Origin of the sequence: Cryobacterium sp. Hh7 (genome assembly GCF_004403155.1) — a bacterium.
Classification (GTDB): domain Bacteria; phylum Actinomycetota; class Actinomycetes; order Actinomycetales; family Microbacteriaceae; genus Cryobacterium; species Cryobacterium levicorallinum.
This window is the reverse complement of record NZ_SOHG01000019.1, coordinates 69968-84568: the sequence shown is the minus strand read 5'-3', so window position 1 is coordinate 84568 and position 14601 is coordinate 69968. Positions and strand designations below refer to the sequence as shown.

12 protein-coding genes are annotated in these 14601 nt (G+C 64.9%); 7 read left to right on the top strand and 5 right to left on the bottom strand.

Annotated elements, in window-relative coordinates:
* Nucleotides 1-296: 296 nt before the first annotated feature.
* From E3T43_RS08055 to E3T43_RS08045, 3 genes are read right to left on the bottom strand one after another with little or no spacing between them, the layout of a single operon-like run.
* Nucleotides 297-1256 (bottom strand): sugar kinase, encoded by a 960-nt coding sequence (locus tag E3T43_RS08055; RefSeq protein WP_134472020.1) that lies wholly within the window; start codon nt 1254-1256, stop codon nt 297-299.
* Nucleotides 1253-1918, bottom strand: coding sequence for a bifunctional 4-hydroxy-2-oxoglutarate aldolase/2-dehydro-3-deoxy-phosphogluconate aldolase (locus E3T43_RS08050; protein ID WP_241978872.1), 666 nt, complete (start codon nt 1916-1918; stop codon nt 1253-1255). The genes E3T43_RS08055 and E3T43_RS08050 overlap by 4 nt, the downstream gene beginning before the upstream one ends.
* Before the next feature lie 40 nt (nt 1919-1958).
* Entirely contained in the window at nt 1959-2951 is a 993-nt protein-coding gene (locus tag E3T43_RS08045) for a LacI family DNA-binding transcriptional regulator (RefSeq protein WP_134472019.1), read from the bottom strand.
* A gap of 83 nt (nt 2952-3034) precedes the next feature.
* On the opposite strand from E3T43_RS08045, the gene E3T43_RS08040 reads away from it, so the two are divergent.
* Nucleotides 3035-4582, top strand: coding sequence for a UxaA family hydrolase (locus E3T43_RS08040; protein WP_134472018.1), 1548 nt, complete (start codon nt 3035-3037; stop codon nt 4580-4582).
* A 71-nt stretch (nt 4583-4653) separates the two neighbouring features.
* On the opposite strand, the gene manD is transcribed toward E3T43_RS08040, so the two are convergent.
* On the bottom strand, nt 4654-5886 hold the full coding sequence (manD, locus tag E3T43_RS08035) for a D-mannonate dehydratase ManD (RefSeq protein WP_134472017.1): 1233 nt from the start codon (nt 5884-5886) through the stop codon (nt 4654-4656).
* Nucleotides 5883-7364, bottom strand: coding sequence for a glucuronate isomerase (gene uxaC / locus E3T43_RS08030; RefSeq protein ID WP_134472016.1), 1482 nt, complete (start codon nt 7362-7364; stop codon nt 5883-5885). The genes manD and uxaC overlap by 4 nt, the downstream gene beginning before the upstream one ends.
* 277 nt (nt 7365-7641) lie before the next feature.
* On the opposite strand from uxaC, the gene E3T43_RS08025 reads away from it, so the two are divergent.
* From E3T43_RS08025 to E3T43_RS08000, 6 genes are all read left to right on the top strand, one after another.
* The gene (locus E3T43_RS08025; protein WP_134472015.1) at nt 7642-8637 is read left to right on the top strand and encodes a LacI family DNA-binding transcriptional regulator; all 996 of its coding nucleotides are present in this window, start codon (nt 7642-7644) and stop codon (nt 8635-8637) included.
* A 109-nt stretch (nt 8638-8746) separates the two neighbouring features.
* Nucleotides 8747-9973 (top strand): extracellular solute-binding protein, encoded by a 1227-nt coding sequence (locus E3T43_RS08020; protein ID WP_134472014.1) that lies wholly within the window; start codon nt 8747-8749, stop codon nt 9971-9973.
* 3 nt (nt 9974-9976) lie between these two features.
* Entirely contained in the window at nt 9977-11110 is a 1134-nt protein-coding gene (locus E3T43_RS08015; RefSeq protein WP_134472013.1) for an ABC transporter ATP-binding protein, read from the top strand.
* Nucleotides 11107-12039 carry an ABC transporter permease gene (locus tag E3T43_RS08010; protein WP_134472012.1) on the top strand — a complete coding sequence of 311 codons (933 nt, stop codon included), beginning with the start codon at nt 11107-11109 and terminating at the stop codon, nt 12037-12039. The genes E3T43_RS08015 and E3T43_RS08010 overlap by 4 nt, the downstream gene beginning before the upstream one ends.
* Nucleotides 12039-12965, top strand: coding sequence for an ABC transporter permease (locus tag E3T43_RS08005; RefSeq protein ID WP_134472011.1), 927 nt, complete (start codon nt 12039-12041; stop codon nt 12963-12965). The genes E3T43_RS08010 and E3T43_RS08005 overlap by 1 nt, the downstream gene beginning before the upstream one ends.
* A gap of 53 nt (nt 12966-13018) precedes the next feature.
* The gene (locus E3T43_RS08000) at nt 13019-14572 is read left to right on the top strand and encodes a mannitol dehydrogenase family protein (RefSeq protein WP_134472010.1); all 1554 of its coding nucleotides are present in this window, start codon (nt 13019-13021) and stop codon (nt 14570-14572) included.
* Nucleotides 14573-14601 lie beyond the last annotated feature (29 nt).

The following is a 14601-nucleotide window of genomic DNA, read 5'->3' as shown; positions in this document are numbered from 1 at the left end:
TAGCTTGTCTAGATAACAACTATTTTAGCTGGTCAGAGGGGCATTCTCGGTTTAACGCGCCGTCAAAACCTCAAGGTCAACCGGTGGATTCAGGCTAAATGCCAACGTCGAACGTTGCGTCCTCCTGGAGATTGAAGCGACTCTCCTGTGGTGGGAGCCTGGCTGCGGTCACATGAAATCGGCGTGAATTCCTAGGCGGTCACAAGGGAAGATTACTGAGCGCGACGCCCGAAGCATCGAGTGTCCACATAGGTGCAAGGCCAGAAGCGTTGACGACCATTCCCTGGGGGGGCGGCTCAGCGGCTCACCGGTTCGCTCGCGGTGAGGCCCGCAATCTCGCTGCGACGCGGCATCCCCTCCCAATCGCCCGGCACCATGCACGCATATGCGCCTACCGAGACTGCGGTCGTCAGTCGGGTGGGCACGTCGGCGCCGAGGAGATAGTCCGCCAGATACCCCGCCACGAAACCGTCACCAGCGCCAACGGTGTCGGTTGGGCGGATGCGAATCGCGTCGCGCTGATACTCGACACCATCCACGACTGCAACTGCCCCGAGTTCCCCGAGCTTAACGATGGCTTGGCCGGCCCCGGCGGCAACCAGTCGGTGTGCCAGTGTGATTGGAGAATCCGCTTTCCCGACGGCAATGGATGCCTCATCGTCTCCGGCAAAGACGAGATCAACCTCGGGCAGAATGCGCAGATAGACCTGCTGCGCCTCGGCACGCGACCAAAGCTTGCCGCGAAAGTTGAGGTCGAATGACACGGCCACGCCCGCCTCCTTCGCGATACGGATCGCCTCGAACGTCGCTTCGGCGGCGCTGGGTGGCAGGGCCGGGGTGATGCCCGTCACGTGTAGCAGCGCTGCGCCGGCGATGACCGGCGGGTCTAGGTCGGCGGGCGACAGCCGCGAGACGGCGTTTCCGCGTCGGTAGTACCAGACGCGGGTCTCGCTGCTGGTGCGGCGCTCTTTCACCATCAGCCCGGTCGGGGCATCGGGGTCACGAATGCCAATCACGTTCACGCCCTCGGCGTGGATTTCGCGTAGCACGAGATCGCCGAGGGAGTCCTCACCGACCCGGCCGATCCAGGTGACCGGCGTGCCGAGTCGGGTGAGGGCGATCGCCACGTTGCTCTCCGAGCCGCCGATGCCAAGTGCCAATGACCGCGTGTGCTGCAGCGGCCCGTCGGTCTCGCTGCTCATCAGGGCCATCGTCTCCCCCAGCGTCACGACGCGGCGGAGCTGACGGTCGCTCATGACTGAGGACGGGCATCCGCCGCCAGCTCGGTCACACGCCGCGCCCGTTCGGCGAGTTGCTCGAGGGAACCCCCAGTTAGAGCGTCGCCGATCAACGGGCCGCCCAGGCTTACCGCGGTAGCGCCCGCTGCAAGCCAGGCCGGTATGTCCCCCAAGCCGACGCCGCCCGAGGGCACGAATTGCAGGTCGGGAAACGGTCCCCGCAAGTGTCCGCCGAACTGCGGGCCAACGGTTTCGGCGGGAAAGATCTTCACGGCCGTCGCGCCGGCGGCCCAGGCCGAGTACAGCTCGGTCGGGGTTAGTCCGCCCGGAAACACCGGAATCCCCACCCTCACCGCGAGGGCAATCACCTGCAGATCCACGATTGGCGTTACGAGATAACTGGCGCCGGCATCGATCGCGCGCTGTGCCTGGTCGATGGTGACGATGGTGCCGATGCCGATCTCCACATCGGAGCCAATCCCGGCCTGCAGAGTGGCCAGCTCCTCGAAAGTGCCGGGTGTGCTCAGCGTCAGCTCAATCGACCGGATGCCGTTCTCGGCGAGTACCCGCACGACCGGTGCGTAGTGGCTGGCATGCTGTGCACGAAGCACGGCGATGACGGGGTTGGCGCGCAGCGCGCCCGAGGGCACCGCCCGAATGAGCGGAAAAGATGTGGTCACGAAAACTCCCTTGTTGGTGACGGACGGAGAAAAGTTGGGTTCAGCGAGCGGATGCCCCGGCCACCGCGGTGGAATCGCGCACGATCAAGCGGGTCGGCACGCTCCCCGTGCGGTGCGCCGCCGGGTCGAGAACCGCCCGCGCGGCTAGGGCCCCGAGGGCGCGTGAGGAACTGTCGATCGTGGTCAGTGCGGGCCAGGCGAGACCGACTGGGAGGGAATTGTCACACCCTACGACGCTCATATGGTGGGGCACCCGGATGCCGCGGTCCCGACAGGTAGAGAGCACGCCTAGGGCGACTTGGTCATTGAAGGCTACGACGGATGTGGCGGGGTCAAGGTGCTGAGCGATCGCACGGCCGGATTCAAAGTCGGGCTTCTCGACGTGCAGGATCGACAGGTCGATGCCCAGTCGGGCACACGCCTGGCTGAGAGACGCCCGTTTTTCGCGCGCCGACCAGGAGCGCGCGGGACCGTCTAGGTAGGTTACCCGTTGGTGGCCGAGCGTGTGGAGGTGCTCGATGGCCGCGCTGAAGCCGGGGTCGACGTCGATCACGATCTGGCTGAGCAGTTCGGGCACCGGCGTTCCGGGCTCCAGCTGTCGGTTGGCCAGGACCACGGGCAGTCGTGCGGCGGCGGTCCTTATCTGGAAATCCGTCATGCGGCTGGAGACGAGCACGAGGCTGTCGACCTGGGTCGCCATCTGGCGCAGCAGGCTGGCTTCGCGGTCGCTGTCTTCGTGCGCATCTCCGATCAGAATTCCGATATCACGGGATGCGACGACCGATTCCAGTTCTGCTAGAAACTGTGTGTAGAACGGGTTGGAGATATCGGGGAAGATCAGTCCGATGTTGCCCGTCGAGCCCGTCACGAGACTGCGGCCGAGGCGGTTGGGGTTGTAGTCGAGCTCGGCGGCGGCCTGCTGCACACGCTTGCGGGTGGACTCGACAACGGCAGGTGAGCCGCTGAGTGCCCGAGAGGCCGTGGCGAGAGAGACACCGGCCGCTGCTGCGACCTGCCGAATTGTTGTTGTCACCTTGACCCGCCCGTTCGAAACACAAAGAATAGATAATGAAAACGTTTACATTCACCCTATAGCAGCCCTGAGGATCCCGCCAGATGCCCCCCACAGTCAAACTGAGCAATGTCGCCCTGCACCTGAGTCCACACGACGAGGTGGCCATCGCCCTGTGCCCGTTGGCCGCCGGCACGATCATCGCACTGGGCGATGGAGCGCCACATCTGGTGTTGACCGGGGATATTCCACGAAGCCACAAATTTGCTCTGGCGCAGATCCCGCTCGGCGGACGGGTGCACAAGTACGGCCAATCGATCGGCCTCGCCATCGCTCCAATTGCCGCTGGCGATCACGTGCACTCCCACAACCTCGGCATGGACGACGCGGGCCGCCGGCACGAATTTGGCACCAGGCGCACGACTCTCGTCGCCCCCGCCGGGCCGGTTCCCACCTTCCTCGGCTATCCGCGCGCCGACGGGCGGGTGGGTACCCGCAACTACGTGGGCATCCTCACCTCGGTCAACTGCTCGGCGACCGCGGCGAACCTCATCGCCGATGCCTTTCGGGGCGCGGCCCTCGACGAATTCGAGAACGTCGACGGGGTGATGGCGCTGACCCATCAGAGCGGATGCGGGCTGGTCCCGACCAGCGATGGCGCCCAGGCCCTAATGCGCACCCTGCGCGGATACGCTGCGCACCCGAACTTCGGCGGCATGCTCGTGGTCGGGCTCGGCTGCGAGATGGTGCCGGTCGACGCCCTCGTCGCCGGGCATGACCTGCCCGCCGACACCGTCGTGTCCACCATGAATATCCAAGGCGAGGGCGGGGTGCGTGCGACAGTGAAGGAGGGCGTGGCGCGCATCCGCTCGATGCTGCCTCAGCTCAACGAACGCCGCCGGGTGGCCACGCCAGTCTCCGAACTCGTCCTTGGCCTCAACTGTGGCGGCTCCGACGGATTCTCGGGCATCACCGCGAATCCTGCGCTCGGAATCGCCTCGGACCGGCTCGTGTCGTACGGCGGTACCTCCGTGCTGGCCGAGACACCCGAGGTCTTCGGGGCCGAGCACCTGCTCACCAGCCGGGCGGTGGCGCCGGAGGTGGGGCAGAAGCTACTCGACCGCCTCGACTGGTGGCAGGACTACGCCGCCCAGGGCGGCGGCAGCCTCGACAACAACCCTTCGCCGGGCAACAAGGCTGGCGGCCTGACCACCATTCTCGAGAAGTCCCTCGGCGCCGTAGCCAAGGCCGGCCAGGCCGACCTCACCGCCGTGTACGAGTACGCCGAGAAGATCACCGATCGCGGCCTAGTGTTCATGGACACCCCAGGCTACGACCCAGTGTCGGTCACGGGGATCATCGCCGGCGGGGCCACGGTCGTGGTCTTCACGACCGGCCGCGGGTCGGTGTTCGGGGCCAAGCCGACCCCGTCGATCAAGGTCGCGACGAACTCCGACACCTACAACCGGATGCCCGACGACATGGACCTGAACGCCGGCCGGATCGTGGACGGCACGGCGACCCTCGCCGAGGTGGGCACCGAGATCTTCGAGATGATCATTCGGGTCGCCTCGGGCGAGCAGACCGTGAGCGAAGAGCTCGGCGTGGGGCAGGAAGAATTCGTGCCGTGGCAGTTCGGCACGGTGACCTGACGCGCAGGCGCTGCGCACGCAGAAACGGGCCCGGTGCATCTGCGTCGGGCCCGTTCTGATTGGTCGTGCGGTTACCAGTCGTGCATTGTGCCGTCGCGCTGCAGCCGGTTCACCGGCAGGTACGCTGGCGTGTAGGCGAAGGTGGCCGCCAACTCCTCGTTGTATTCCACGCCGAGTCCCGGGTTGTTGCCGGGGTGCAGCAGGCCGTTCTCGAAGGTGTAGCTGGTCTGGAACACCTCCAGGGTGTCGCCGGAGTGCTTCATGTACTCCTGAATGCCGAAGTTGTGAATGGCCAGGTCGAGGTGCAGCGCCGCGGCCTGGCCCACCGGTGAGATATCCGTCGGCCCGTGAAAACCAGACTTGATCTGGTAGATCGCCGCGAAGTCCATGATCTTCCTCAGCGCGCTGATGCCGCCCGTGTGGGTGACCGCGCTGCGCACATAGTCGATGAGCTGTTCAGTGATCAGGGTCTGGTAGTCGTGCACGGTGTTGAAGACCTCACCGATCGCCAGCGGGGTGGTCGTCTGCGCGCGCACGCGGCGCAACGACTCCTGGTTCTCGCCCGGGGTGCAGTCTTCGAGCCAGAACAGGTCGTACGGCTCGAGCGACTTGCCCAGGATGGCCGCCTCGTTGGGAGTCAGCCGGTGATGGCCGTCGTGCAGCAGTGGGATGTCGTAGCCGAACTCCGCGCGCACGGCAGCGAAGATCGTGGGAATGTGGCGAAGGTAGGCACGGCTGTCCCACTCCTCCTCCGTGGGAACCGAGGTGCGCTTGGCCGGCTCGTAGTCGTAGCGCTCGCCGGGTTTCTGGTTGGTGGCCACGCCGTAGACCTGGCCGAGCCCGGGAACTCCGGTCTGCACCCGAATGGCCTTGAAACCCTGGTCGAGGTGGTTTTGGATCGACGTAAACAGCGACGGCAGGTCAGAGCCCGACGCATGGCCGTAGGCGAGGGCGCCGGTGCGGGATGCCCCGCCGAGCAACTGGTAGACCGGCTGCCCGGTGACCTTGCCCTTAATGTCCCACAGGGCCACGTCGACGGCCGAGATGGCGGCCATCGTCACCGGTCCGCGGCGCCAATACGCGCCGCGGTACAGGTACTGCCAGGTGTCCTCGATCGCCTGGGGGTCGCGACCGATGAGCAGGGGCACGATGTGCTCTTGGAGATAGGCGACCACGGAGAGTTCGCGACCGTTCAGGGTCGCGTCACCGAGCCCGGTAACGCCATCGGACGTCGTGATTTTGAGGGTCACGAAGTTGCGTCCGGGGCTCGTGACGAAGACCTCGGCGTGGGTGATGACGGTCATTGTGCTGCACTTTCTGCTTCGGCACGCGCCGGCGTCGCTGGCGGCGTGACCGCGCCGCGACGGGCGTAGGCGGTGAGGGGAAGGGTATAGGCGAGATCGATCGCCGTCTCGGTGGCTTCATCGAGAGTGAGCCGGTGTTCGCCGACGAGTCTGGCGAGGTAGCCGGCATCCACTCGGCGGGACAGGTCGTGACGCGCCGGAATGGAGGCGAACGCGCGGGTGTCGTCGACGAAACCGCTGGTGTTGTAGAAACCAGCGGTCTCGGTGACCAGCTCGCGAAAGCGCGCCATGCCCGCCGGGGAGTCCAGAAACCACCAGGGCGCCCCGAGGCGCACCGAGGGATACGCGCCGGCGATCGGTGCCAGCTCCCGCGAGTACACCGTCTCGTCGATCGTGAACAGAATGAGGCGAAAGCGCGGATCGAGCCCGAAGGCGTTGAGCAACGGCTGCAGCCCGCGGGTGAAGTCAACGGCGACGGGAATGTCGAAGCCGTTGTCGGCCCCGTAGGCCTTCTGGATTGCCGCGGAATGGTCCCGGGCCACACCGGGGTGCAGCTGCATGACCAGGCCGTCCTCCGCCGACATACGGGCGCTCTCGAAGAGCATGTTGCCGGCGAAGGCTTCGGCCGACGCCGCATCGACCGGGCCCGAGAGGGCCTGCTGAAAGATGCGTTCGGCATCCGCTGCCGCCAGGGGAGTGGTGTTGGCGGTCAGGTGGCCGTGGTCGGTGGCCCGGGCCCCGGCCGCGACGAACGCGAACCGGCGCTCCTGCAGCGCATCGAGAAAGCCTTGGTACGACACGATCTCTCGGCCGCAGCGGGCGCCGAGAGCGCGCACGGCGGCGCGCCAGGTGACCCGGTCGGGGTAGAAGACGCCGTCGGGCCGAAACGTCGGCACGACCCGCTCGCCCCAGCCTTGATCGGCAAGGGCGGCGTGCTCGGCAAGGTCGCTATCGGGGGCATCCGTGGTACTGAGAATCTCAATATTGAAACGGTTGAAGAGGGCGCGGATGCGAAACTCCGGGGTGCTCAGGCTGGCCGACAAATGGTCGTAGATCGCGTCGGCGGTGGCCGCGCTGGGCTCCTGGGTGATGCCGAAGACCACGGAGAGCTCGTGCTCCATCCAGTACCGGGTGGGCGTTCCGCGAAACAGCTTCCAGTTTTCGGCGAAGCGGCGCCAGATGAGCCGGTGGTCGGTCTCAACGGGGGCGTCGCCCTGGTGCGGCTGTACGCCGAGGTCGCTGTTGTGATAGCCCTGCGATACCAGCATGCGCACGAGGTAGTGGTCGGGAATGATGAAAAGTTCAGCCGGATCGCCAAAGGCATCGTTGCGCCGAATTGCGCCCGGCTCGATGTGACCGTGCATCGACACGATCGGCAGCGCCGCGGTGCTCGCGTAGATTTCCCGGGCGATGCTGCGCTGGCCCGGTTCGGTGGGCAAAGCCCGATCCGGATGAAGTACCCATGGCTGTTCAGCCATCTTCTGCCTCCTCATTGAAACAAAAATGAACGTAGTTGCAGTGTCGTGCCGACACCTCGACCCGGCGAGCCGGTCCGTCGAGTTCCACTATATGCATGTAAACAGGGTCACCGCGAGCGACAAGTGTCGAATTCCCTGATGAAAACAGTCGTGTCTAATCTGTGACTTGACTAATCACTGCAAACGTTTGCACAATAGACCCACGGTGAAGCAGTGGTTCTCACCAACGACGAGATCGCGGCCTGGCCGCTCTCCAAAACACGAGGTGGTGTTGAACATGGTGGTGACGATTCGCGACGTTGCACAGGTTGCCGGAGTATCGATCTCCACCGTCTCCCGGGCGCTCGCCTCGCCCGATAAGGTCTCCGCGGTCACCCGCGTGCTGGTCGAAGACACCGCCCGCACCATGGGATATCGGGCCAACCGGGCTGCCCGGGGCCTGGTCACCGGCCGAACCACGAGCATCGGCCTGGTCGTTCCCGACCTGGAGAACCCGTTCTTCGGCTCCATCTGCAAGGGGGTACAGGCCCGAGCGCGGTCCGCCGGGTATTCCGTGTTCATCGCGGACACCGACGAAGACCCCTCGCTCGAAGACGAGGCCGTGCGCAACCTCACCAAGCAGGTCGACGGAGTCATCATCTGCTCGGCCCGCAGCACCGACGCGGCTCTGCAGCAGGCGGCGGGGGACGGCCCCCTCGTGCTGGTGAACCGGGCGCTGCCGGGCGTGCCCTCCATCACCTTCGACAACGGCGGGGGTGCCCGGGTCGTGATGCGGCACCTGATCGCCCTCGGGCATCGATGCATCGCCTACGTCGCCGGCCCGGTCACCTCGTGGTCGAACCGGGAGCGCACCCTGGCGCTGCAGGCCTTCGCCGCCGAATCCGACCACGTCGACCTGATCGAGCTGGGCAACTTCCCGCCCGTCTTCTCCGGCGGAATGCAGGCGGCCGACCTCGCGGTGGCCAGCGGCGCCACCGCGATCGTGGCGTTCAACGACCTCGTCGCCGTGGGCGTCATCGAACGTCTTCGCCAGCGTGGGCTGCAGGTACCCGCCGACCTGAGCGTTACCGGATTCGACAACGTTCCGGTGTCGACCCTGGTCTGGCCTAACCTCACTACGGTCGATTTTCCCCGCATCCAGATGGGGCGGGCCAGCGTGGACGCCCTGCTCGACACAGTGCTGCACCGAACGAGCATCCGGCCGGCGATCACGCAGATTCCCGTCGAACTGGTCGTCCGGCAGTCCACGGCGCCACCACCTCAGCGCGCCTGAACGCCGCTCACCGACATTCACACTTTCACCGCAGCCTCACCGCAGCCTCACCACACCCACACACTTCCAAACGCTGACGTTTGGGGAACACAGAAGGAATGAAAACGATATGCGAGTTACGAAACGTACATATCTCACGGCCGCTTTTGCCGTGGCAGCCTTGGCACTCACCGGCTGTACGGCACCGAACTCAGGGGCGACTCCGGCCACTCCGCTCGCCAACGCGTCCGACGTGCCCGACAAACCGTCGGCGCCAGTCACCCTTAATATTCTCGACGTCGCGGGCAACCAGAAGCTGACCGGCCCGATGGTCGATGCCTTCGTCGCCGCCAACCCCGACATCATCTCCGCCGTCACTTGGGAGAGCGCGGGAGCGCCCGACCTGGTCGGCTCCATTAAGCCGCAGGTTGACAGCGGCAGCCTATCCATCGATCTCGTGATGACCGGAACCGACGGCCTTGCCGCCGGCATCGGCCAGAACCTCTGGGTTCCCATCGTCACCGACTACGCCGATCGTCTCAGCAACCAGGCTGACTACATCGAGCCGGCCGCCAACATGCAGGAACTCGCTGAAGGCTTCGGCGTCGTGACCACCTACTACCCGTCGGGCCCACTGCTGCAGTACGACCCCGCCGTCGTGACGGATGTCCCCGGCACCCCCGAAGAGCTTCTCGCCTGGTCGCAGGCGAACCCCGGCAAATTCGGATACGCCCGCCCGGCCAACTCCGGCCCCGGCCGCACCTTCCTCCAGGGCCTTCCCTACATCCTCGGCGATGAGGACCCGACAGACCCGGTCAACGGCTGGGACAAGACCTGGGCCTACCTCGGCGAACTGGGCCAGGACATCAGCAACTACCCCACCGGCACCGGCCAGGTCGTCACGAACATGGCCGACGGAACCTGGTCGATGATTCCGACCACGACCGGCTGGGACATCGAACCCCGCGCGACCGCCAAGATGCCGGCCACGATCGAAGCCGCCCCGTTTGACGACTTCACCTGGGTGACGGATGCCCATTACGCCGTCGTTCCCGTCGGCCAGACCGCTGACAAGATGAGCGCCATCCTGCTGCTGCTGCAGGACTTCCTGACCCCGGAGACCAACGCTATGGCCTACGACACCGGCTACTTCTACCCGGGCCCGGCCATCGAGGGTGCCACCCTCGACCTCGCCCCGCAGTCCAGCAAGGACGTCATCGCCGAGTACGGTCGCGACTGGTACGACGACCTGATCGAGGAGATGCCGAAGGCAACCCCGCTCGCGCCGGACGCACTCGTGCAGGCATTCGACATCTGGGACCGCGAAATCGGTACCGGCAAATTTGAGGTGAAATAACCGATGGCATCGTCGACTAACACATTTGAGACTCTCGAGCTGAAGAACGTCGGACGCAGTTTCGGCGGCCACAATGCGTTGGTCGACCTGAACCTGACGGTTCGGGCCGGCGAATTCATCGCCCTGCTCGGACCGTCAGGCTGCGGTAAATCCACCGCCCTCAACTGCCTCGCCGGCTTGTTGCCGCTTACCCACGGTGAGATCCTCATCGACGGCAAACGCGTGGACATCCTCCCCTCGGAGAAGCGCGACTTCGGCATGGTCTTTCAGAACTACGCCCTTTTTCCGCACCTGTCGGTCGAGAAGAACATCGCCTTCGGCCTGCAAATGCGTAACCTGCCCAAGGCCGAGATCAGCCGGCGCGTGGCCGACGGCCTCGCCCTGGTGAAGCTGCAGGAACAGGCCAAGAAGCTTCCGGGCCAGCTCTCCGGCGGCCAGCAACAGCGCGTGGCCATCGCCCGAGCGGTGGTGCTCGAACCCCGGCTGGTGCTCATGGATGAGCCGCTCTCCAACCTCGACGCCAAGCTGCGCCTCGAGATGCGCACCGAGATCCGCCGCCTGCACCAGTCACTCGGGCTCACCACCATCTATGTCACGCACGACCAGGAAGAAGCCCTCTCGCTGGCCGACCGGCTGGTCGTGCTGCGCGAGGGCCGGGTGCAGCAAATCGGCACGCCCGAAGAGCTGCACAACAACCCGACCAACTGGCACGTGGCCGACTTCATGGGATACCGCAACATCGTCGACCTCACCGTCGATTCCGTGACCGGGTCGCTCGCCCGGGTGTTCGGGCACGGCATCTCGATCATGGCGACCCTCGCGCAGACCGCCGCCGTCGGCGAGACGGTGCGGGTGGCCATCCGCCCCTCCGATCTCGTGGTGCTGGCCCCCGGCGAGTCGCCGCAGGGCCGCGAGACCATCGAGGCCACCGTCAACGTTGTCGAGTACCAAGGCCGCGAATTCGCGGTCGAGGTCACCACCACGGCCGGCCAGAACCTGTTCGTTCACGCCTACAGCGCATTGCTTCCGGGGTCGACCGTGCAGCTGTCCGTCGCCCCCTCGAGGGCCCTGGTCTACCGCACGAGCCTCGACCAGGTCGACACCTCCCGCCGCCTACTTGCGGGGGTGCCAGCGTGACATCCGCTACCAACACCGCGAGCCGCGCGCACGGCTCGGCCAGCCTCAAACACCGACTCGCGGAACGGGGCATCGACACCAAGCTGCTGCTGCTGGTGCCAGCGATCGTATTCGCGCTGCTGTTGTTCGTTTACCCGTTCGCCTACGGCATCGGGCTCACGTTCCAGCCGCTCACGGCCACGCAAGACCAGTGGGGCGGCGGGTTTCTCTCGAACTATGTCGCCTTCTTCCGCGACGCGTTCATCTTCGACTCGGTCTGGCTGACCCTCAAGCTGGCCCTGCCGGCAGCACTGTTCAACGTGCTGGTGTCGATCCCCATCGCCTTCAAGCTGCGCAACAAATTCCGCGGCAAGCGGATGCTGCAGACCCTGCTGGTGCTTCCGATCACCCTCGGCACCGTGCTGACCGCCCAAGGCCTGCTGATCTTCGCCGGCCGTCAGGGCTGGCTCAACCGTTTTCTGCTGGAGAACGGCATCATCGACCAGCCGCTCCAACTGGTCAACAACTACATCGGCGTGATGCTGTCGCTCATCATCTCGGGCTTCCCGTTCGCCTACCTGCTGATCTCCTCGTACCTGTCGGGCATTGACCCGTCGCTTGAGGCTGCAGCGAAGACGCTGGGCGCGAACTGGAAGCAGCGCTTTCGGCGGGTCACCCTGCCGCTGCTGGCTCCTGGGCTCGCGACCACGTTCATTCTGACCTTTGTGCTCGCTTTCAGCGTCTTTCCGTCGGCTCGCCTGGTCGGTGATGCCTCGGGGGACACCCGGGTCCTGGCCCTGATGGCCTACCGCGCGTTCTCGGAGCAGCTGGACTACAGCATGGCTTCCACAATCGCCATCATGATGGGGGTGGTGGAACTCATCGTGATCGCTTTCGTGTTCCTTGGCCGCTCCTTCCTATATAAGGGTTCAACGGGAGGTAAGGGCTGATGTCCAACTCAACGCGTACACGCACGGCACCACCCACCGAAGTGGTCAACATCGTCAAGAACCGCAACAAGGGTAAGTTGGCACCCGGCGAGAAGTCGCTCGTCGCCTCGCCGAGCACTTGGTTCGTCTGGTTCGGCATTGCTGCCTTCTTCATTTTTCTGTTCGGTATCGTTCTCAGCGTGCTCGTGGATTCTCTCGGAAAGCCGTGGTTCAGCACCTGGCTGCCGGAGAATTTCACCCTTGGCTGGTATCAGGAGAGCTGGGAACGCTTCAACCTGACGCACATCATCGGCGTCACTCTGCTCGTCGCCGTCTCGGTCATCGTCATCTCGGTCGTGATCGGGGTGCCGGCCTCCTACGTGCTGGCCCGCAGCAACTTCCCCGGCAAGAAGCTCGTCATGCTGCTCTTCCTGCTGCCGATCCTCATTCCGCCGATCACCTTCGGTATTCCGCTGGCGACCGTCATGTACAACATGGGACTCGGGCGCACGGTGCTAGCCGTGATCCTGGTGAACCTCGTGCCGTCGGTACCGTTTGTGATCATCACCATGACGCCGTTCATCGAGCAGATCAACCCGGCCATCGAGAACGCCGCCAAGATGTGCGGCGCAAACATGTACCGGGTCTTCACCAAGGTGCTCGCCCCGCTGCTGATCCCGGGCATCTTGGCCGCCAGCATCCTCGTGCTGGTACGCACCGTCGGAATGTTCGACCTCACCTTCTTGGTCTCCGGGCCCACCTCCGACACGCTCGTGGTGGCCATCTACCGGGCTATGACCAGCGCCGGCGGCGGCGAGTCGCGCCAGCTCATCTCGTCGATGGGAGTGATCTACACCGCGATGATGCTGCTCATTCTCATCATTGCGCTGCGCTTCATCAACCCCACTCAACTGGTTGCGCAGGTAAAGGACTCGCGGGACGACTGACCGTCCGATACGTTGCCCGAGCACTGCTGGTTCTACCATTTAGGGACACAATCATGACCGCATCCTTGCCGCCTGTATCCGCGCGCCTCGCTTTAGACACGCTCGCCGGGCTATCCGCCACGCCTGGTTTGGCGCTGCCACGGGTCGACGCGGCGTCGGTGTCAATCGGTATCGTGCACTTTGGAATTGGTGCGTTCCACCGTGCACACCAAGCCGTTTTCACCGAGGACGCGATGGCGCTTTCCGGCGAATCCGGGTGGGGAATTTTCGGGGTCACGGGGCGTACGGAGGCCGTGGCCCAGCAGCTGCAGCCACAGGACTGTCTCTACGGCGTGCTCGAAAAAGGAGTGGACGATCCTCAACTGCGCATAATCAGTGCCGTGCGCGACGTCGCCTGGCCGGGCAGGGACTCCGAAAAGATCATCGACATGGTGGCGCGGCCCAGCACGCATATCGCAACGTTGACAATCACCGAGAAGGGCTATTTGCGAGGGCCAGACGGCGACCTGGACTTAGCATTGCCCGTGGTGCAGCTGGACCTCAGTTTGCTTGAGCGTGAACTCGGCGGGGAGACGGGCCTACCGGCCTCGACTTCACCTCTCGGGCTGTTGGTGCGGGGGCTGGCTCGTCGGTTTCGGCAGGGTGGAGAGCCCTTCACAGTACTTCCCTGCGACAACCTCGTTGACAACGGCACGATCACTCATCGGCTGGTCACCTCGCTGGTCGCGGCCGTGGGCGACGACCGTTCGAAGGAGAGAGACGAGTTGCTGGTGTGGCTCGCGGCATCAGTCACCTTTCCTTCGACGATGGTGGACCGCATTGCTCCCGCGACGACGGAAGCTGACCGGCAGCTTGAGGGAAATCTGCTTGGCCTGCGCGATGAGGCGCTCGTGGTGGCCGAGCCGTTCAAACAATGGGTCATTGAGGACCGCTTTGCCGGCCCCCGGCCGCGCTGGGAGGCTGCCGGGGCGATTCTCACGCTGGATGTCGCGCCGTACGAACGGGCCAAGCTGCGCATATTGAACGCGACCCATTCGATGCTGGCCTACCTCGGGGCGTTGTGTGGCCATGTCACCATCGCCCAGGCAATGACGGATCCAGTGCTGGTCGACCTCGCCCGGCGAATCATCGACGAGGACATTCTGCCGACATTGGCCACGCCAGACGGCATGGATCTTTCAATGTATCGGGACAGTGTGCTCGAGCGTTTTGGGAACCCGAACCTACCGCATACCACCCGCCAGGTGGCCATGGACGGCTCACTAAAGCTGCCCAATCGCATCTTGGGTACGGTGCAGGACCGCCTGCAGCAAGGCCAGACGCCCGCCGGCCTCGCTCTCACGGTCGCCGCGTGGATTACCTATGTCGCATCTACGATCGGCGAAGGTGGCGCCGTGCTCGACGACCCGCTTGCCGACCTGCTCCAGGCAGCTGTCGGTCACGCCTCCACAGTGCATACCGACCCGAACGGCGTGGTGGATCGGGTGCTGGCCCTGGGGCAAATATTCCCGCCTGCGGTGCAAGCTTCGGCCGAGTTTCGACAGGCTGTCGTAGATGAGCTGGCCACGGTGCAGACTATTGTGCGCGCATCCTTCGCCCACGTATGAAAGGCCGTCTCGTCGGGAATCGAACTCGA